Raw genomic sequence first — 17846 nt, 5'->3', positions numbered from 1 at the left:
TTGGGTGAGACGGGGTGGCCTGCGCTAGTGTTCAGGTCGCTTCGAAGGTCTTCACGGGCCACCGAAGCGGCGGGCTGTGGCGCAGCTTGGTAGCGCACTTGACTGGGGGTCAAGGGGTCGCAGGTTCAAATCCTGTCAGCCCGACCGTGTGATCTCGCAAGAGATCTACAACACCCGGACCTGCGAATGCAGGTCCGGGTGTTGCTGTTAGGGGGAGCCGTCTGAACGTCACACCTAAGGGCCCAACCGATTGAAAGGCGCCGCGTGGCTACCTCGATCGATCTGGACTACCCCTTCACGGGCAGGTGGCGTGCGCAGAACAGCCCGGCCAACCGGGTGCCTAGTCACGGCACGGCTTTGCTCGCCTCGTCTTACGCCATCGACTTCGTTCCGGTTGACGCGGCTGGGCGTACCGCGCCCGTCACGCTCGGCTCCTTGGCGCGTCCTGAGCCGCCGGAGAGGTTCCCAGGCTTCGGACGCGCCCTGTCGGCACCGGTCGATGGGATTGTCGTCGCCGCGCACGGGACCGAAACCGACCACGCCGCATTTCGCGGCCTCCCCTCAATCAGGTACGCCCTCACCCAGCAACGCCGAGCAAACTCAGGGTGGGTGGCACTTGCCGGAAATCACGTGCTGATCGAAGCCAGGGGAGTAGTGGTCGCGCTCTGCCACCTTCGGCGAGGGAGTCTGGAGGTTCAGACCGGACAGCATGTGCGAGTAGGCGAGGCGATCGCACGTTGCGGGAATTCTGGCAACAGCACCGAGCCGCACGTTCATGTCCAGGCGATCTCCACCCGTGACATTGAGCGTGCCGAGGGCGTACCGCTGACATTTAAGGGATCGCTGCCTCGCAACGGGGAGGTCATTGATGTCACCGGGTAGCGCGCCAGCAGCATGGCAGCACAGGCTTGGGAAGTCGCTCGGTTTCTGGTGGTCTAAGCGGGTTCGATAGGCCGCGTTTGGACCACCACTAACCACCAGGACACCTCAGTAGCGGGAGGGGCAGCCACAGCGCGGCTAAAGTGGCGGCATGAGCATCAACGTCGTCGCCGTGATCACTGCAAAGCCCGGTTCGGAGGATGTTGTCCGCGAAGCGATGAAAGGTCTCGTTGAGCCGACACGTTCTGAGGAAGGGTGCATCTCGTACGACCTGTCGGAGTCTGCTGCCAGCGCTGGCACGTTCGTCACGGTTGAGGTGTGGAGCGACCCCGCTGATCTGGATAAGCACCTGGAGACCCCGCACATCCAGAATGCCCTCGCGGTGCTCGGGTCGGAACTGGCTGCTCCTCCGGCCATCCACCCGCTCACGCCGCTTAACGTCGACTAAAACGGTCACTCGACTACTTCTGCACCCTTCATCGACCTGTCTCGGCGGGAGCCTCACGCAGTGAGCGCGCCATGGCGCGCAGCGCCCGAGATGCTTCCGACTGCTCGGCTTCAGTCAGGCTGGCCAACATTCTGAGTTCGACTGCTCGCACGGCGGCCGAGGCCCTTGTGAGATTTCGGCGGCCGCGAGGCGTGAGTCGCGTGGGGAGCGCCTTCCCGACCGGTGCTTCAGCGGGTCGTGTCACTTCACCGTCCCGTTCCAATGTCTGAAGCAAGACGTTCATTGACTGCCGCGTCACGAAAGTGCCGCGCGCGAGTTCGGAGTTCGACAGGCCGGGTCGTTGCGCCAGCAACTCCAGGCATGAGTAATGAGTGATCGACATACCGAGCGGGCGCAGCACGTCCTCCATGGCCACGCGCAGGGCGCTCGACACCTCCTTGAGCAAGTAACCCATTGAAGTCTCCAGCTCGATGCCACCTTGACTCATGTCAGTAGTCTGACATACATTCTCGCATGTCACATAACTGACATGAGTCAAGGAGAGACATGCCCGCTACCGGTCCCGATTTCATCTCACTTCAAGTACGAGACCTCGCCGCATCACAAGCGTTCTACGAGCAGTACCTCGGCCTGGTCCGATCCTCGTCTGGTCCGCCGCACGCCGTGGTGTTCGAGACCACGCCGATTGCTTTTGCTGTCCGTGAAGTCGTGCCTGGCACTGACCTCAGTACCGTCGCCCAGCCAGGGGTTGGTGCTGCAATCTGGTTGCACGCCAGCGATGTTCAAGCAATCCACGATGTACTTAACGCGGATGGGTACCCCATCGTGAGTGCTCCGGTCGACGGTCCGTTCGGCCGCACTTTTACCTTCGCCGACCCCGATGGTTACCACATCACCCTTCACGATCGCGCCTGATTCGATCGTGGTCAGCGGATCAACTTCTTGGCGTGCTGCTGGACGAGATCGGCCACAGCCTGTTGGGAAGTCGTCATGCCGGGTGATGCCACATCGAGCGCCTTGAGATAGAGCGTGAGCGCAGCGGAGGCCGCCTGGCGTGGGTCCGCGTCCTGAATCTCGGCGAGTCCAGCAAACCACTCCGGGTCACCCGCCGATCCGTCCCAGAGCGCGTTCTCACTCGGGACAAACCGTCGAGTCGCCGCCGCAATCACAGGCGTCAGGTGAATGGCGATGAGGTTGGCTTGTACGGCCGCGGCCGTCAGGTGCCCGCTACGGGCCGCAGCGATGAGTTTGAGAGCCTCTTCCGCGTAGCCGATGACCTCCCGGGTCACGGTCGAAGCCAACTCGGCGTCAACGACGTTCCAATTCCAGTCGATTGCCTCTTGGTGCAATGCGGTTGCCCGGTAGTCCGGGTCGTGCAGGATTCGGCTGTCGCGCCAGGAAGGAACTGCCTGCGCACAGAGTATTGGGTTAGCGAAATCGCGACGCACGGCTTCCTCCGCCTTACCCTGCAGCGCGATCAATCGCCCTTCAAGGACGCCGAGTTCGTACCCCGGGAGATTCTCACCAAGGCAGAGGATGTCGATGTCCGATAGGTCGTGGTCGTTGCCGCGGGCGGCGCTTCCCACAAGGACAACCGCGAGTAGCTGCGGATACGCCGCTCGGGCGTGTTTGACGAGCGTCTCGGTGGGAATTGCGAGATTGCGCGGCATCGGGGTTCCTTCCAGTAGGCAGTGTGCGACCCGGTCACCTAATCGACGGCGGTGCCCTCAAGTTCCACCAGTTGCCCGGGGATGGCCAGACGAGCGACTTCGAGCATCGTGGTCGCGGGCGCGACCCCGGCACTGCCTAGACGGGCCGCCAGGAGACCGTACTGGGGGAGTAGCGCGTCTAGATCGGTCGCATATACATTCAGCCTCACCAGACTGGCCAACGTCATTCCAGCCGCGATCAAGACGCCCTCTAGGTTGTCGACAGCCAGCGCCAGTTGTGCGCCAATGTCGCCGTCGTGCTCAGGATGCCCACCTGGATTCATGGCCGTCTGACCCGAGATGTAGAGCGTTCGGGTCGCGCCGCTGACGAGCTCGCCTTGGTTGAAGCCCATGGGTGTTGACCAGGTCACGGGGTTGACTGCAGTTCGTTGCATTGGCTGTCCTTCGCGTGTGGGGTGCGTGAAAGGCACGTTGCCAACTATTCATGACACCTTGTGTCAGGATTCTTGGTATTGATTGAGCCATGAGAGCCGATCGCCTGGTCGCCCTGGTGCTGCTGCTACGTCAACGTGGTCGGATGACTGCGGACGACCTGGCGGGCGAACTGGAGGTTTCTCCGCGCACGGTGCTGCGAGATATCGACGCGCTCTCCACCGCTGGAGTCCCGGTCTATAGCGAGCGAGGCAGACACGGCGGGTTCGCTCTGCTGCCCGGTTTCCGGACCGAACTCACCGGGCTCAACCAGGACGAGGCGCTGGCCCTCCTGACGGTCGCGACCAGCCGGAGCCGACAAGCTTTTGGCCTGAGTCCAGCCCTGGGAACGGCAATGCGCAAGGTGATCGAGGCGCTGCCCGAGCAGGACCGCGCGGCGCTGGACACCTCGGCGCAGCGCTTCCTCCTGGAACCCGAAGTTGACTTGCTCTCCCGGGGCCGGGCCGATGAGCGCCTCGCCGACGGAGTCATGAAGCAGGTACGCAGAGCCGTGAACTCAGGACACAAACTGCAGTTCGACTACGTCGCGCCTGGGCGAGATGCTCGTACGCACACGGTTGATCCCATCGGACTGGTGACGGTGCGTGGGCAGACCTACCTACTCGCTGCCAAGGACGGAGCCGACCGCACCTATCGCCTGTCGCGTATGGTCTCGGCACTGGTGACGACAGAGCGAGCCGAGCGCGCGCCGCAGGTCGACTTGGATCAACTCTGGGCCGAGCGCAGCGCTCGATTCCTCGCCGAGGACCACCTCGTGGTCGACGTACGTGTCGCCGCCGGACACCGAGAAGCACTCCTGGACCTCGTGCGTTCGGTACGCAGCGAAAAACCCGAGGGGGACGGCTGGGTCCGGCTCGTGGTGACCTTCGAGGACCTGCGCCACGCGACCTGGGCGATCTGGCAACTCGGGACCGGGGTTGAGGTCATCAAGCCAGAAGCCGTGCGTGCGGCGCTTCACCAGCGCGCGGCCATCCTCCTAGCTCGCTACACCTAGCTCTCCAACGCCGTCTCGAGGGAGACCGCCTGGATGCCGACGGCCTGACCCACCGGGCCGTTGGTCAGCGAACCCGCGTGCGTATTCAGTCCAAGAGCAAGTGCTGCATCGTCACGGCACGCCTGCTGCCAGCCCTTGTCGGCTAGTGCAACGACATAGGGGAGGGTCGCATTAGTCAGTGCATAAGTCGACGTATTCGGCACAGCACCAGGCATATTCGCAACGCAGTAGAAGACCGACTGGTGTACCTCAAAGGTGGGGTCAGCATGGGTCGTGGCATGGGTGTCTTCGAAGCAGCCGCCCTGATCAACGGCGATGTCGACCAGCACGGAGCCAGCCTTCATGCGCGACACGGTGTCGTTCGTGACGAGCTTGGGAGCGGCCGCGCCAGGAATCAGGACGGACCCGATCACCAGATCAGCCTGAGTTACCTGTTCCTCGATCGCTAGGCGCGAGGACGCCAGGCCATGAATCCGGTTGTTGTATCGCCAGAAAGACATTCGAAGCTTGTCCAGGTCGGTATCCAGCAGCGTGACGTCAGCACCCATGCCCAGTGCAATGTTGGCAGCGTTCTGGCCGGCGACACCGGCGCCAATCACCACCACCTTGGCCTGTGCCACACCGCCGACGCCGCCCAGGAGCACACCTCGGCCGCCCTGAGCGCGCATGAGTGCGTGCGCGCCGACCTGCGGAGCCAGGCACCCGGCAACCTCGGACATCGGGTAGAGCAACGGCAGCACACCCGAGGGAAGTTGGACTGTTTCGTAGGCGATCCCGGTGACCTGTTGGGCCACCAGTTGTTCAGTTAGCGGCTTGTCTGCCGCCAGGTGGAGGTAGGTGAACAACTGCAGGCCCGGCCGCAACCGGTGATACTCCTCGGCTACTGGCTCCTTGACCTTGAGGACCAAGTCGGCGCTGGCCCACACGTCGTCCGCGTCATCGAGAATCCGGGCGCCTGCGGCGACGTACTCCTCGTCGGGGATTTGGGACCCGACACCGGCACCAGACTGCACGTGAACCTGGTGCCCGCGGTCAACCAACTCATGGACGCCAATCGGAGTGATCGCCACGCGGTATTCGTGATTCTTGACTTCCGCGGGGATGCCGACCTTCATAAGAGTGCCTTCCGTCAGATGGGCGTAGTCCAGCCAGTCTGCTGCACTGAGGGCCTTCTCGGGCGGAGACTCGGCAAGTGCCCCACGACCATGCCAAGATCATTAGGTGACAGCCGACTTTGCGGCACTGATTCTCGCCGGCGGCCGAGGTCGACGCCTCGGCGGCGCAGACAAAGCCGCGCTGCGCCTGGGTGAGAGAACAACCCTCGATCGCGCTGTGTCTGCCACCGCTGCGGCTCGCGAGATAGTCGTTCTCGGTGATCGGCTGGAGACTGCCCGGATGGTGCGATTCGTACGGGAGTCGCCGCCTTTCGCCGGACCAGCCGCCGCAATCGTGTGCGGCCTCGGGGCCCTGGCCGCGTCCTGCCCCCAGGTCGTTGTCCTCGCCGTCGACATGCCGTGGGTGACCACGGCGACCATCGCCCGACTACTGAGCGGCTCTGATTCCGCCGGGGACGGCGCCGTCCTTGCTGACTCGACTGGCCGCCAACAGTTAGCCATGGCCATCCACACCGAGGCCTTGACCTCTGTCGCGGCCCAACGCTCGGACTGGTCGGGACAGTCGATGCGCGAACTCCTACGCCCTCTTGACCTCCGGCTCGTGCCCGCACAGGGGCGAGAAGGGCGCGACATCGACACCCCTCTGGACCTGGCCGCCTTCCGCCAGGATGGCGAATCAGGTTGGATCTGAGGCCTGCTCGACCAAAGCCGTCACCCGTTCCGTCGCGACACGCACGGCATCCGCGCCGCCACCTGATTCGCCCGCCGCGTAGCCCACAAGGAATGCGGTCAGGGGTGCGGCAGCCCGCTCGACGCCGTGTGCCACATCCCGGGTGAGGTCGAGGATGAGGTCGGCGTCGAGGTCCAGATCGCACCCGAGTTCATCCTGGACCTGCTGTAGCCACGCATGAAGAGGGTTCATAACACTTAGGATCGCAGTGCGGAACGTCAATCGCTGAATGAAGGTGAGTATGGGCCGGGTGACGACACGGCGACCGGTGGTACGAGTGCGCGACGGCATCGCGTCTCGACGTCCCGACACTCTCGCGGTCGAAGAGCCACTCGAGATCCGGCTCGGCCGAAGCCCACTGACGATCACGATGCGTACTCCCGGTGACGACATCGATCTCGCGCATGGGTTCCTGGTCAGTGAGGGAATCATCAAGAGTGAGAACGACATTCGAGGTGCCCGCTACTGCGCAGGTGCAACCGAAGATGGCGTGAACACCTACAACGTTCTGGAGATCGACCTCGACCCTGACGTGGACGTGCCAGACCTCGCGTTGGCCCGTAACTTCTATTCGACCTCATCGTGCGGCGTCTGCGGCAAGGCCAGTTTGGATGCACTACGCACCACCGCTGCGTGGAGCATTGCTGACGACCCAGCGCGTGTGACGACCGAGCAATTGGCCGCGTTCCCGGACCAGATGCGTGCTGCGCAGCAAGTCTTTGACAAGACCGGCGGCCTCCATGCTGCTGCGCTGTTCACTGCTGAGGGAGACCTCGTCGCTCTCCGCGAAGACGTCGGTCGGCACAACGCAGTCGACAAAATCGTCGGGTCGGCGCTACGCGCCGGACACCTGCCGCTGCGCAACCACGTCCTCATGGTGAGCGGACGAACCTCATTCGAGCTCGCACAAAAGGCCTTGATGGCCGGAATCCCGATCCTGGCGGGTGTGTCTGCACCCTCGTCGCTTGCCGTCGACCTGGCTCACGAATTCGGGCTCACCCTGGTCGGATTCCTGCGCGGAACCTCGATGAACATCTACGCAGGTCACGAACGCGTCACTGGTATCAACGTCACGTGAGGGTCATGACCTCCGAAGCCCCACTCACGACATAGCATCGTGGGGTGACCATGAGCAGCGACGAACGCGCAGATCAGCCGCGCGTCACCGACGCTGTGTGGACGATTCCCAACGCCCTGTCACTGGTACGCCTCCTTGGGGTGCCCGTGTTCCTCTGGCTGATCCTGACGGAGCACGACACAGCAGCCCTGATTGTGCTCATGGCTAGCGGTATCACGGACTATCTGGACGGCCGGATCGCGCGCCAGTACGGCTTGGTCTCTCGGGTCGGTCAAATCCTGGACCCGCTAGCCGATCGTCTCTACATTCTGTCCACCCTGCTCGGCCTGGGGATCCGCGAGATCATCCCGTGGTGGTTCGTCGGACTGCTTCTGCTGCGGGACGTGGCCGTACTCTCACTGGCACCCGTGGTCCGACGTGACAAGTTGCCGATTCCTCCCGTCCACTTTGTCGGTAAGGCCGCCACCTTCAACCTGATCTATGCCTTCCCCTTGCTTCTGCTCGGCGATGGCACGGGGCTTCTTTCCGAGATCGCTCTCGCCGTCGGGTGGGCGTTCGCCTGGTGGGGGACAGCCTTGTACTGGCTGGCAGCATTCCTCTACTTCATGCAGATTCGCGGGATGGTGCGGGCGCATCGCCTCCGAGGGCGCGCGGTGTGAGCCCCGCAACGAGGGTTCCCCGGCCGCGAGCGCCGGTCGGGCAGAGCATGGCACTCCTGACTGACCTGATGGAGCATCCACTCGATCGGTCCTATCACGATCGTGCGCAGGCTCGACTCGCGCGCGGCGAGGAACGTGCCGCAGGGCACCGAAGCATTGTGCTCGTCCTGGCCTGCGCGGCTCTCGGATTGCTCTTGGTGGTGGCGGCACAAACCTTGCGAGTTCCGGAAGAGACCGCGCGCGGTGATCGTGCTCAATTGGTGGGCCAGATTGAGTCAAGGCAGAAATCCTCGTCTGCAGATGAACGGCGAATCTCCACACTGCGCAAGCAAATTGGTGGTCTCCGAGCCGCGGCGCCCCCGGGGTCGCCGGCTGCCGTTTTGACCGCGCAGGAGATTGCCGCTGGGACCGTGGCCCTGACCGGCCCGGGATCAATCATCACCCTCGACGACAGCGACGCCGCCGAACAGCGCAATGGACAGGACCCACGGGCCGCCGGCACGACGCGAGAAGTACTCACGTCTTCAGACCTCCAGATCCTGGTGAACGGGTTGTGGCAGGCCGGGGCGGAGGCCATCAGCATCAACGGTCACAGGCTGACGTCGCTGTCCGCGATTCGATTCGCCGGCGAGGCCATCCTGGTCGACTTCCGGCCCATAGCTCGGCCGTACGTCATCACAGCAATTGGCGCCCCGCGCGACCTGTGGGAAACCTTCAAGAACGGTTCGGGTGGCCGGTATCTAGACGGCCTGAAGCGACACGTAGATATGGATGTGCGCGTGAAGAATCAGGACGAAGACGTCAACGTCCCAGCATCCGATTCCGCAGCCGTACGTCATGCCCGCCCGGTGACAACAACCACCGACGCGACGAGGACCGAGGAGGTCTCCGAGTGATCCCAGCAATCGGTCTCGCCATCGGACTCGTACTCGGCCTGGTGTTTGAGCCGGACGTCCCGGTCTGGCTACAGCCCTACCTCCCGATTGCGGTGGTGGCTGCTTTGGATGCCGTGTTTGGTGCGGTGCGCGCGGTGCTCGACGGCATTTTCGACGACAAGGTGTTCGTCGTGTCGTTCGTCTCGAACGTCTTGGTGGCGGCGTTCATTGTCTACCTCGGCGATCAATTGGGCGTCGGATCACAGCTGTCGACGGGCGTCATCGTCGTGCTGGGCCTGCGCATCTTTAGCAACGTGGCAGCGATCCGACGCCACCTCTTGAAAGCCTGACCATGGCTGACACTGAGTCCCCGCGCACCACGCCCTGGTCCCGGTTACGCCGCATGGGCGCACCGCGAGCGACGCGCGCCAATGTGATCGCCGGGGTGCTCGCGATGATGTTGGGCTTCGCCATGGTGACGCAGGTGCGGGAAACGCGCACGAGCGGCTTGGAGAACCTGCGGCAGAGCGACTTGGTGGCACTACTGGGCAGCGTCAACAATCAGTCCGGGCGCCTCAGCAAGGAAGTGCAGGACCTGACGCGCACGCGCGACCAACTCAGAAGCGGTAGCAGCGGTGCCGCCGAGAAGGCCGTCACACAACGTGCCGCAACGCTGGGCATCCTGGCCGGCACCACCGCGGCCACCGGCCAAGGCATCACCATCTCCGTGCAGGACGCAGGCGGCACGGTCAAGGCGCCGGACCTGCTCGACGCCATTCAGGAGTTGCGTGACGCCGGCGCCGAAGCGATACAGGTCAACGATGCCCGGATCATCGCGAGCACGTGGTTCGGCACGGACTCCGAAAAGCAGATCGTGATCGATGGCAAGGTGGTGCGGGCGCCGTACACGATCCGGGCGATCGGTGATGCGCACACGATGGCGACGGCGATGGCCATACCTGGGGGAGTGCAAGAGAGCCTGGAGCGAGCCGGAGCGCGCGTCGAAGTCACCTCGGAGAAGAAGGTCGACGTGACCGCATTGCGGCCGTCCAAAGCCCCTGACTACGCTCGACCGAACGGTGAGGGTTAGTCCGCAATATCGTCCATACTGTTGACCCGCGCGCTAGTCGTACGGCGCTAGCCGTCACACCTAGCCACACCACCTAGTTGCACGACACTGACGAGGAGCATCCCGCATGAGCGACCTGGAATATCCCGCGAACCTGCGTTACACCAGCGACCACGAATGGATCGCGGAGCAGGGCGATGGTGTCGTCCGCGTCGGAGTGACCGCATACGCCCAAGATGCTCTTGGCGACGTGGTCTTCGTCAGCCTTCCGGCCGTAGGGGACACCGTGACCGCCGGCGAGAGTTGTGGTGAGGTCGAGTCCACCAAGTCCGTGAGTGATTTGTACGCCCCACTCGACGGTGAGATCACGGGTGTCAATGACGGCCTTGAGGCGGGACCAGAGCAGGTCAACACCGACCCCTATGGCGAAGGGTGGATGTTCGAGATGAAGGTCGCCGATTCTGCAGGTGTGAGCGCGCTCATGGACTCTGCTGCCTACCAGGAGTCCTTGGGCTGAACGCTCTCCCGCCGTGCTCGGCCAGTGGCCGACACGTAGACTGAAAGTCAGGCAAACCACCCGATGAGGAAGATGGGAGGTGGATGATGTCCAACTACGACAGCGACAACTTGGACGACCCCACAACAGCAAGGCTGCCTAAGTTCAACGAGGCCGAGATCGCTCCAGGCCGTGAGGCCGACCGACTGGGTTCGGCCGACCAGGCCACCGTTGATGCGCTCCGTCCAGGCACAGCACTATTGATCGCGCTGCGCGGCCCTAATGCCGGGGCGCGGTTCTTGCTCGACGCCGACGAGGTCAGCACCGGACGTCACCCCGACAGCGACATCTTCCTCGATGACGTGACGGTCTCGCGCCGACACGCCATCTTCCGCCGCACCCCGAGTGGCTTCCAGGTGCAGGACGTGGGGTCGCTCAATGGCTCCTATGTCAACATGCAGCTCGTGGACTCCGCTGACTTGAGCACCGGTGATGAGGTCATGGTCGGCAAGTTCCGGCTGGTCTATCACGGTGGCCCTGCTCAGGCGTCGTGACAGCAACGTCCCCCGGGGGCCGTGGGCGCACCATCGGCGCTGTGTTGGAAATTCTCCGTGAGGACTTTCCTGATCTCACGGTGTCCAAGGTGCGCTTCCTGGATACCCAAGGTTTAGTGTCGCCGCAGCGCCGGGAGTCGGGCTATCGGGAATACACCGATCGTGACGTTGAACGTTTGCGGTTCGTACTCACCGCACAACGGGACCGCTTCTGGCCCCTCAAAGTCATCCGTGAAGCGCTCGACAAGTTCGACCGTGGACTCGAACCTGACATCAGCCCGGTGGGCCGCCCGACTCCGCCGACGCCGGAAGTCGACGAGTCTCTGCCGACGCCGGCACAACTCACCGAACCGGTCGCGGATGTTCGCTTGACTCGCGCGGAACTGGCCGAGGGCGCCGGACTTGATCACGATGCCGTCGCAGAATTGGAAACCTTCCACCTGATCAGTCCGGACGGTGGCGGTCATTACTCCGGCGCAGCCCTTGCCGTGGCCCGTAGTGCCCGGATCCTGGCGGATTATGGCCTCACTGGTCGCCACCTACGGCCCTTCCGACTGGCAGCCGATCGTGAGTCGGGCCTTGTCGAACAAGCGGCCGGAAGCTCGCCTGAACGCCGCGCCGAAGTCGCTGCGGCATGTCTTGCACTGCACGTCACCCTCGTGAAGGCTGACCTGCAGCGGTAGCCTGGCATCGTGCGCAAGGTAGAAGTACTCGGAGTCCGAGTGGAGATGCCCACGAACCATCCGATCGTGCTGCTGCGCGAAGAGGAGGGGCATCGCCATGTACCCATCTGGGTAGGCGCTGCCGAAGCCAGCGCTATCGCCTACGCACAGCAAGGCGTCACCCCGCCGCGGCCGTTGACCCACGACCTCTTGGCGCACCTTCTGTCCGAGCTTGGACATCATCTCGATGCGGTGCACATCACCAAACTTGAGGACAGCGTGTTCTACGCCGAACTCGTCATCGACGGCAATCGGCGCATCGAGTCCCGGTCTTCCGACGCCATTGCGATTGCCCTACGAGCGGGTGTGCCGATTTTGGTCGACGACAGCGTCCTTGAAGAGGTGGGCGTCGTGGTACCCGACGAAGAAGATGACGAAGTCGAGCGTTTTAGGGAATTCCTCGACCATGTGTCCGCAGAAGACTTTGAGCAGCCACCGGGCGAAGCCGAGGACGCGGGTGAACGAGACTAAACCTCAAGTTGAAGGTTAGATATGTGCCGCGATGTGCGACACGCCGAGGCGTTAAGTGCGAGGTCGTTGACCGGCCCCGCCCACACCCATAGCGTCATCATCAGTTCACACCATTCCATTGGGCGGCCATCCCGCCCCGCATGTCGGAGGTAACCGTGGCCACCAACGCGGGCGAAGCACAACCGTCACGGTCATCAGCACCGGAGCCGCTCCAGGAGGCATTGTTCGCCGAGGAGTTGCCCGAGTCGATGACCGACGGGGCGGGCTATCGCGGTGCGCAGGCATGCCGTGTCGCAGGGGTGACCTACCGGCAGCTCGACTATTGGGCGCGGACCGGACTGCTCGAACCCTCCGTACGCAATCCCACTGGCTCGGGCCATCAGCGTCTCTATGGCTTTCGCGACATCCTGGTACTCAAGGTCATTAAGCGGCTGCTCGACACCGGTGTCTCGTTGCAGCAGATCCGGGTGGCGGTGTCTTCCCTGCACGAACACGGTGTGAGCGATCTGGCCGGGATCACCTTGATGTCTGACGGTGCTTCTGTCTATGAGTGCACCTCCGATGACCAGGTCATTGACCTCATGCGTGGCGGCCAAGGTGTTTTCGGGATTGCGCTCGGCACCGTGTGGCGTGAGGTTGAAGGCACGCTGTCCGATCTGCCGAGCGAACGGCCCGATGCGCAGACCCCGGCCGACCACCCGGGCGACGAGTTGCGGGCTCGCCGACAGGCTAAGACCGGCTGATAGATTGACCCTGCTGTCTACACCGAGCGGGAGAGTCCTCGCGCATTGATCGCGGGGCGCCGAAGGGGCAAACTCCCCACAAGCTCTCAGGCCACCGGACCGCTCGGGCCAGGCGACTCTGGAACACGAATGCGTGACAGAGGGGGACGATGCGCTGCGGCGTATCGACCATCGCGACTGGGAGAGTAATGACGCACGTTCACCCTGATTTCGTCCAGCGCCACATCGGACCAACCTCTGATGACGAGACGCGGATGCTGGAGGTCGTCGGTGCCTCCTCAATGGACGCTCTGATCGAACGAGCAATCCCCGAAGTCATCGCTGCGCGCCGCCCGTTGGAACTGCAGGCAGCCGCATCCGAGCCCGCCGCGATCGCCGAGTTGCGAGTGAAAGCGTCGCGCAACTCCGTTCTGACCTCAATGATCGGACTGGGCTACTACGGCACACACACCCCGGCGGTCGTCCGGCGCAATGTGCTGGAGAATCCGGCGTGGTACACCGCCTATACGCCCTACCAGCCAGAGATCTCCCAAGGGCGCCTGGAGGCGCTGCTCAACTTCCAAACGGTTGTCAGCGACTTGACCGGCTTGCTGACCTCGGGCGCCTCCTTGCTTGACGAGGCAACGGCAGTGGCCGAAGCCATGACGTTGATGCGCCGCGGCAGTAAGGCGGCGCAGGACGCCGTTCTGCTCTTGGACGCGCAGTTGCTCCCACAGTCGATCGCCGTCACTCGCACGCGCGCTCTGCCACTCGGCATCGATGTCGTGGTTGCTGACCTGAGCGAAATCACCGATGGTGAAGCACTGTTGGCCGCAACTGATGGGCGAGCCATTTTCGGTGTCGTCGTTCAGTACCCCGGTGCGGACGGCACGATTCACGACTGGACTCAGCTCGCGACCGCGGCGCACGACGCGGGCGCACTCGTCACGGCGGCTGCCGACCTGTTGGCCTTGACGCTGCTCACCCCGCCGGGTGAGTGGGGCGCCGACATCGCCGTCGGAAGCAGCCAGCGTTTTGGTGTGCCGATGGGATTCGGCGGTCCGCACGCGGGTTACATGAGCGTCCGAGATGGTTTGCAACGTACCCTTCCTGGTCGCTTGGTCGGCGTCAGCGTCGACGCCGTCGGCGCCCCAGCGTTCCGGCTTGCGCTGCAGACCCGCGAGCAGCACATCCGTCGTGAGAAGGCGACCTCCAACATCTGCACGGCGCAGGTGCTGCTGGCGGTCATGGCCTCGATGTATGCCGTCTACCACGGTCCCGACGGTCTGCGCCGGATCGCCGTCGCAGTTCACTCCAAGGCGCGCGCCCTGCACGACGCACTTGAGGCTGGGGGAGTCGAGGTCCTGCCAGACCACTTCTTCGACACCGTGACCGTGGTGGTCCCCGGTCGCGCCGACGCGGTGGTTCAAGCCGCGCTGGAACGCGGCATCAACATCTGGGAGGTCGACGGGGACCATGTCTCGGTCAGCGTCGATGAGACCACGACAGATGACGACCTGCGGTCAGTCGCTCAAGCATTTGGGGTGAACTCGCCCAAGCCTGTTCCGGTAGAACCGAATTGGCCGAGCGCGCTGGTGCGTACATCGGACTATCTCCAGTACCCGGTCTTCAACACCCACCACAGTGAAACCTCGATGCTGCGCTACCTGCGCAGTCTTTCCGACCGCGACTACGCACTCGACCGCGGCATGATTCCGCTCGGGTCGTGCACCATGAAGCTCAACGCCACGACCGAGATGGAGGCAGTGACGTGGCCGGAGTTTGCCAACCTGCACCCCTTTGCCCCCGCAGATCAAACGGTCGGTATCCGTGAACTGATCACGGACCTGGAGCAGTGGCTGTGCGCGATCACTGGGTATGACTCAGTCTCGTTGCAGCCCAACGCTGGCTCGCAGGGGGAGTTCGCTGGTTTGTTGGCGATCCACGCGTACCACCAGGCCAACGGTGAGGCCGAGCGCAACATCTGCCTCATTCCGGCGTCCGCCCACGGCACCAACGCAGCAAGCGCCGTCATGGCTGGCCTTAAGGTCGTCGTGGTCAAGACCGCGCCCACGGGCGAGGTCGACATGGAGGACTTCAAGCAAAAGGTCAAAGAGCATGGCGAGCGACTAGCCGCGCTCATGGTGACCTATCCCTCCACCAACGGCGTCTACGAGGACACCATCACCGAATTGTGCTCGCTGGTGCACGAAGCGGGTGGCCAGGTGTACGTCGACGGTGCCAACCTCAACGCCCTCATCGGCTTGGCGCAACCGGGCGAGTTCGGTGGCGATGTCTCCCACCTCAACCTGCACAAGACCTTCTGTATCCCGCACGGTGGTGGCGGTCCTGGCGTGGGTCCGGTAGCAGTGCGGAGCCACCTGGCGCCCTACCTGCCCAATCACCCACTGTCCGAACACGCGGGCCCGACGACGGGCGTCGGCCCGATCTCAGCCGCGCCGTTCGGCTCGGCGTCGATCCTTCCGATCTCGTGGGCGTACGTCCGGCTCATGGGCGGGGCTGGTCTCACTAAAGCGACCCAGATGGCCGTGTTGAACGCCAACTATGTCGCGACGCGTCTGCGGGAGTCTTACCCGGTCCTTTACGCAGGACAGGATGGCTTGGTCGCACACGAGTGCATCCTTGATCTGCGGGGCATCACTAAGGAGACGGGAGTCACCGTCGACGATGTCGCCAAGCGCCTCATCGACTATGGCTTCCACTCTCCGACTATGTCCTTCCCGGTCGCGGGAACGTTGATGGTGGAGCCCACCGAGAGCGAGGACCTGGCCGAGCTGGACCGTTTCTGCGCGGCCATGATCGCCATTCGCGAAGAAATCGACGCCGTGGCCAACGGTGAGGTGTCCGCCGCCGACAGCGTCCTTCGCCATGCGCCGCATACTGCGCTCTCACTAGCCGGAGAATGGGAACACCCATACACCCGGCAAGAGGCCGCCTACCCGGCCGGTGTCGACCCGCTACGCAAGTACTGGGCTCCAGTTCGCCGGGTCGACGGCGCATACGGCGACCGTCACCTGGTCTGCACGTGCCCGCCTCCCGAGGCCTACGAAGACTGAGCGGCGAAATGGCCGTCGACTAGGGGCAAATGCGCGGTGCGACGGCGTACGTACCCTGCATTTGCCGCTAGTCGATGGCTTCTCGAGGCGGGTAGCTGGATGACGGTGCCCATGCTGTGCAGACGATGCCGTCGGCATCGACCTGTAATTCGACGAGCCCCGGGTGGGGAACCCGGCCGACTCCGGACGCCATCATCGCCAGAGCAGGCACAGCACTATCCAGGACGTCACTGTGCGTGACAACCAAGACCGTCTCGCCACGATGCACGTCGGAGAGTTCCTCAATGACGGCGCGGCATCTCGCCACCAGGTCACCACTACCCTCCTGCGCCACCGCCTCACGCAAAGATTCCTTCACCGTGATGTCAAGGTTGAGGGTTTCAGCGACGGTTTCCGCGGTCTGAACTGCGCGGATCATCGTGCTGCTGTAGACGTGCGCGACGTTGCGGCCGCGCAGGTAGTCGGCGAGTTTCACCTCACTGTGTCGCGCGAGAATCAACGTCGCGGGACAGAAGAGGTCGGACATCGGCTCAGCGCAGTGTGGCCAGGTGGTCGGAGATGCGGCCGATGGCTTCGGTGAGCATCTCGACGTCGGGCAAGGTCACAAGACGGAAATGGTCGGGCTTCGGCCAGTTGAAGCCGGTCCCGTGTGTGACCAGGAGGTGCTTCGCGCGTAGGAGGCCGAGCACAAAGTCCTGGTCGTCCTCGATGGCATACACCTCGGGGTCAAGGCGCGGAAAGCAATAGAGCGCTCCCTGTGGACGCACGCACGAGACGCCGGGAATTTCGTTGAGCAACCGGTAGGCGAGCATCGACTGTTCGTAGTAGCGCCCGCCCGGCACGATGAGGTCGTTGATCGACTGATATCCACCGAGCGCCGTTTGGATGGCGTGCTGGGCGGGCACATTGGCACACATGCGCATATTGGCCAGCAGGGTCAGGCCCTCGAGGAAATCCGTGGCCAGGTGCTTCGGGCCGGAGATCATCAACCAGCCGGCGCGATAGCCACACACCCGGTAGGCCTTGGAGAGACCGCTGAAGGTCAGGCACAGCACGTCATCGCCCGCAAACGTTGCGGTGTGGTGGTGCTCCAACCCGTCGAAGGTGATCTTTTCGTAGATCTCATCCGAGAAGATCACCAGGTCATGTTTGCGCGCGAGTTGTACCAGGTCGCGCACCAATTCATCAGAGTAGACGGCACCGGTGGGGTTGTTCGGGTTGATGATGACGATCGCCTGGGTGGCGTCCGTGATCTTGGACTCGATGTCTTCCAGGTCAGGCTGCCAGTCGTTGTCCTCGTCGCACAGGTAGTGCACGGGGGTGCCACCAGACAGCGATACCGCGCCGGTCCACAGCGGGTAGTCCGGCGCCGGGACAAGGATCTCGTTGCCGTCGTCGAGAAAAGACTGCAGCACCATCGAGATCAGCTCAGAGACACCGTTACCGATGAAGACGTCGTCGACGGCGGTGTCGCGCAAGCCACGACCTTGGTAGTACTGGGCGACGGCGGTGCGCGCTGAATAGATGCCTTGGCTGTCGGAATAGCCCTGGGCGTCGGGCAGGTGATGCACCATGTCGGCGACGATCGCGTCGGGGGCTTCAAAGCCGAACGGCGCGGGATTGCCGATGTTGAGCTTGAGTACTCGTTGCCCCTCAGCCTCGAGGCGCTGGGCCTCGACGAGGATGGGGCCCCGTACGTCGTACCGGACACCCTTGAGTTTGGCCGACTGGCGTATTTGGCGCACAGGCTAAGAATCCCACAGGTCTGTCGCGAGACGCCGGCGCCATGCGGTGT

The 17846-nt window shown here is 63.6% G+C and carries 23 protein-coding genes, 1 tRNA gene and 1 riboswitch; of the genes, 17 read left to right on the top strand and 7 right to left on the bottom strand.

The annotated features are described in order from the left end of the window. Positions 1-70 precede the first annotated feature (70 nt). The 3 genes from F562_RS0105215 to F562_RS0105205 all read left to right on the top strand — a co-directional run bounded on the left by F562_RS0105215 (position 71) and on the right by F562_RS0105205 (position 1327). A tRNA-Pro gene (locus F562_RS0105215) sits at positions 71-144 on the top strand. 120 nt (positions 145-264) lie between these two features. After that, the gene (locus F562_RS0105210; RefSeq protein ID WP_018155879.1) at positions 265-882 is read left to right on the top strand and encodes a M23 family metallopeptidase; all 618 of its coding nucleotides are present in this window, start codon (positions 265-267) and stop codon (positions 880-882) included. 148 nt (positions 883-1030) lie between these two features. Then, complete coding sequence (locus tag F562_RS0105205; protein WP_018155878.1) at positions 1031-1327, top strand: putative quinol monooxygenase; 297 nt, start codon at positions 1031-1033, stop codon at positions 1325-1327. Between the two features lie 28 nt (positions 1328-1355). Here the strand turns inward: F562_RS0105205 and F562_RS0105200 are convergent, their stop codons facing one another. After that, positions 1356-1814 (bottom strand): MarR family winged helix-turn-helix transcriptional regulator, encoded by a 459-nt coding sequence (locus tag F562_RS0105200; protein ID WP_018155877.1) that lies wholly within the window; start codon positions 1812-1814, stop codon positions 1356-1358. Positions 1815-1873: 59 nt separating this feature from the next. Here F562_RS0105200 and F562_RS0105195 point away from each other — a divergent pair, with 59 nt between their 5' ends. Then, positions 1874-2242: a VOC family protein gene (locus F562_RS0105195; protein WP_018155876.1), complete on the top strand. Its 369-nt coding sequence runs from the start codon at positions 1874-1876 to the stop codon at positions 2240-2242. 11 nt (positions 2243-2253) lie between these two features. Here the strand turns inward: F562_RS0105195 and F562_RS0105190 are convergent, their stop codons facing one another. Both F562_RS0105190 and F562_RS0105185 read right to left on the bottom strand, forming a co-directional pair. Next, on the bottom strand, positions 2254-2997 hold the full coding sequence (locus F562_RS0105190) for a nucleotidyltransferase domain-containing protein (RefSeq protein WP_018155875.1): 744 nt from the start codon (positions 2995-2997) through the stop codon (positions 2254-2256). A gap of 38 nt (positions 2998-3035) precedes the next feature. Next, entirely contained in the window at positions 3036-3431 is a 396-nt protein-coding gene (locus F562_RS0105185) for a RidA family protein (RefSeq protein WP_018155874.1), read from the bottom strand. An 89-nt stretch (positions 3432-3520) separates the two neighbouring features. Here F562_RS0105185 and F562_RS0105180 point away from each other — a divergent pair, with 89 nt between their 5' ends. Beyond that, complete coding sequence (locus F562_RS0105180; protein ID WP_018155873.1) at positions 3521-4483, top strand: helix-turn-helix transcriptional regulator; 963 nt, start codon at positions 3521-3523, stop codon at positions 4481-4483. Here the strand turns inward: F562_RS0105180 and ald are convergent. Continuing rightward, positions 4480-5598, bottom strand: coding sequence for an alanine dehydrogenase (gene ald, locus F562_RS0105175; protein WP_018155872.1), 1119 nt, complete (start codon positions 5596-5598; stop codon positions 4480-4482). The genes F562_RS0105180 and ald overlap by 4 nt on opposite strands. A gap of 106 nt (positions 5599-5704) precedes the next feature. Between ald and mobA the strand changes: the two genes are divergently transcribed. Beyond that, positions 5705-6289, top strand: coding sequence for a molybdenum cofactor guanylyltransferase (gene mobA / locus F562_RS0105170; protein ID WP_018155871.1), 585 nt, complete (start codon positions 5705-5707; stop codon positions 6287-6289). Here the strand turns inward: mobA and F562_RS21020 are convergent. Further along, positions 6275-6520 carry a DUF6457 domain-containing protein gene (locus F562_RS21020; RefSeq protein ID WP_018155870.1) on the bottom strand — a complete coding sequence of 82 codons (246 nt, stop codon included), beginning with the start codon at positions 6518-6520 and terminating at the stop codon, positions 6275-6277. The two genes, mobA and F562_RS21020, sit on opposite strands and share 15 nt — an antisense overlap. Before the next feature lie 49 nt (positions 6521-6569). Between F562_RS21020 and fdhD the strand changes: the two genes are divergently transcribed. From fdhD to gcvP, 11 genes are all read left to right on the top strand, one after another. Beyond that, the gene (fdhD, locus tag F562_RS0105160) at positions 6570-7406 is read left to right on the top strand and encodes a formate dehydrogenase accessory sulfurtransferase FdhD (RefSeq protein ID WP_018155869.1); all 837 of its coding nucleotides are present in this window, start codon (positions 6570-6572) and stop codon (positions 7404-7406) included. A 50-nt stretch (positions 7407-7456) separates the two neighbouring features. Next, positions 7457-8065, top strand: coding sequence for a cardiolipin synthase ClsA (clsA, locus tag F562_RS0105155; protein ID WP_040385464.1), 609 nt, complete (start codon positions 7457-7459; stop codon positions 8063-8065). Positions 8066-8112: 47 nt separating this feature from the next. Further along, positions 8113-8961, top strand: a complete 849-nt coding sequence (locus F562_RS18145) for a DUF881 domain-containing protein (RefSeq protein WP_018155867.1) — start codon at positions 8113-8115, stop codon at positions 8959-8961. Continuing rightward, the gene (locus tag F562_RS0105145) at positions 8958-9290 is read left to right on the top strand and encodes a small basic family protein (protein WP_018155866.1); all 333 of its coding nucleotides are present in this window, start codon (positions 8958-8960) and stop codon (positions 9288-9290) included. Before F562_RS18145 ends, F562_RS0105145 begins: the two co-directional genes overlap by 4 nt. A 2-nt stretch (positions 9291-9292) precedes the next feature. Continuing rightward, positions 9293-10030: a DUF881 domain-containing protein gene (locus tag F562_RS18140; protein WP_018155865.1), complete on the top strand. Its 738-nt coding sequence runs from the start codon at positions 9293-9295 to the stop codon at positions 10028-10030. Between the two features lie 106 nt (positions 10031-10136). Continuing rightward, the gene (gene gcvH, locus F562_RS0105135; RefSeq protein ID WP_018155864.1) at positions 10137-10526 is read left to right on the top strand and encodes a glycine cleavage system protein GcvH; all 390 of its coding nucleotides are present in this window, start codon (positions 10137-10139) and stop codon (positions 10524-10526) included. An 83-nt stretch (positions 10527-10609) separates the two neighbouring features. Beyond that, entirely contained in the window at positions 10610-11059 is a 450-nt protein-coding gene (locus tag F562_RS0105130; RefSeq protein ID WP_018155863.1) for an FHA domain-containing protein, read from the top strand. 41 nt (positions 11060-11100) lie between these two features. Then, a complete protein-coding gene (ftsR, locus tag F562_RS0105125; RefSeq protein WP_018155862.1) occupies positions 11101-11742 on the top strand; it encodes a transcriptional regulator FtsR in 642 nt (213 codons plus the stop codon). Between the two features lie 9 nt (positions 11743-11751). After that, complete coding sequence (locus tag F562_RS0105120; RefSeq protein ID WP_026181018.1) at positions 11752-12252, top strand: bifunctional nuclease family protein; 501 nt, start codon at positions 11752-11754, stop codon at positions 12250-12252. 155 nt (positions 12253-12407) lie between these two features. Next, positions 12408-12995 (top strand): MerR family transcriptional regulator, encoded by a 588-nt coding sequence (locus tag F562_RS0105115; protein WP_018155860.1) that lies wholly within the window; start codon positions 12408-12410, stop codon positions 12993-12995. A 17-nt stretch (positions 12996-13012) separates the two neighbouring features. Then, a riboswitch (glycine riboswitch) is annotated at positions 13013-13107 on the top strand. A 76-nt stretch (positions 13108-13183) separates the two neighbouring features. Next, entirely contained in the window at positions 13184-16051 is a 2868-nt protein-coding gene (gcvP, locus tag F562_RS0105110; RefSeq protein ID WP_018155859.1) for an aminomethyl-transferring glycine dehydrogenase, read from the top strand. 67 nt (positions 16052-16118) lie between these two features. Here the strand turns inward: gcvP and F562_RS0105105 are convergent, their stop codons facing one another. Together F562_RS0105105 and F562_RS0105100 are read right to left on the bottom strand one after the other, a co-directional pair. Next, positions 16119-16577, bottom strand: a complete 459-nt coding sequence (locus tag F562_RS0105105) for a histidine phosphatase family protein (protein ID WP_018155858.1) — start codon at positions 16575-16577, stop codon at positions 16119-16121. Positions 16578-16581: 4 nt separating this feature from the next. Further along, positions 16582-17796 carry a pyridoxal phosphate-dependent aminotransferase gene (locus F562_RS0105100; RefSeq protein WP_018155857.1) on the bottom strand — a complete coding sequence of 405 codons (1215 nt, stop codon included), beginning with the start codon at positions 17794-17796 and terminating at the stop codon, positions 16582-16584. Positions 17797-17846: the final 50 nt, after the last annotated feature.

Origin of the sequence: Demetria terragena DSM 11295 (genome assembly GCF_000376825.1) — a bacterium.
GTDB lineage: Bacteria > Actinomycetota > Actinomycetes > Actinomycetales > Dermatophilaceae > Demetria > Demetria terragena.
The sequence above is the reverse complement of the archived record's forward strand: the minus strand, read 5'-3'. Positions and strand labels throughout refer to the sequence as shown.

Excerpts from the sequence above, each read along its gene's own strand:
- clsA (WP_040385464.1), top strand. The coding sequence starts at position 7,457 with ATGAGCAGCGACGAACGCGCAGATCAGCCGCGCGTCACCGACGCTGTG.
- F562_RS0105195 (WP_018155876.1), top strand. The coding sequence starts at position 1,874 with ATGCCCGCTACCGGTCCCGATTTCATCTCACTTCAAGTACGAGACCTC.
- F562_RS0105130 (WP_018155863.1), top strand. The coding sequence starts at position 10,610 with ATGATGTCCAACTACGACAGCGACAACTTGGACGACCCCACAACAGCA.
- F562_RS0105200 (WP_018155877.1), bottom strand. The coding sequence starts at position 1,814 with ATGAGTCAAGGTGGCATCGAGCTGGAGACTTCAATGGGTTACTTGCTC.
- F562_RS0105205 (WP_018155878.1), top strand. The coding sequence starts at position 1,031 with ATGAGCATCAACGTCGTCGCCGTGATCACTGCAAAGCCCGGTTCGGAG.
- F562_RS18140 (WP_018155865.1), top strand. The coding sequence starts at position 9,293 with ATGGCTGACACTGAGTCCCCGCGCACCACGCCCTGGTCCCGGTTACGC.
- F562_RS0105180 (WP_018155873.1), top strand. The coding sequence starts at position 3,521 with ATGAGAGCCGATCGCCTGGTCGCCCTGGTGCTGCTGCTACGTCAACGT.
- F562_RS0105185 (WP_018155874.1), bottom strand. The coding sequence starts at position 3,431 with ATGCAACGAACTGCAGTCAACCCCGTGACCTGGTCAACACCCATGGGC.
- ald (WP_018155872.1), bottom strand. The coding sequence starts at position 5,598 with ATGAAGGTCGGCATCCCCGCGGAAGTCAAGAATCACGAATACCGCGTG.
- F562_RS0105190 (WP_018155875.1), bottom strand. The coding sequence starts at position 2,997 with ATGCCGCGCAATCTCGCAATTCCCACCGAGACGCTCGTCAAACACGCC.
- F562_RS21020 (WP_018155870.1), bottom strand. The coding sequence starts at position 6,520 with ATGAACCCTCTTCATGCGTGGCTACAGCAGGTCCAGGATGAACTCGGG.
- gcvH (WP_018155864.1), top strand. The coding sequence starts at position 10,137 with ATGAGCGACCTGGAATATCCCGCGAACCTGCGTTACACCAGCGACCAC.
- F562_RS0105105 (WP_018155858.1), bottom strand. The coding sequence starts at position 16,577 with ATGTCCGACCTCTTCTGTCCCGCGACGTTGATTCTCGCGCGACACAGT.
- fdhD (WP_018155869.1), top strand. The coding sequence starts at position 6,570 with ATGGGCCGGGTGACGACACGGCGACCGGTGGTACGAGTGCGCGACGGC.
- gcvP (WP_018155859.1), top strand. The coding sequence starts at position 13,184 with ATGACGCACGTTCACCCTGATTTCGTCCAGCGCCACATCGGACCAACC.
- F562_RS18145 (WP_018155867.1), top strand. The coding sequence starts at position 8,113 with ATGGCACTCCTGACTGACCTGATGGAGCATCCACTCGATCGGTCCTAT.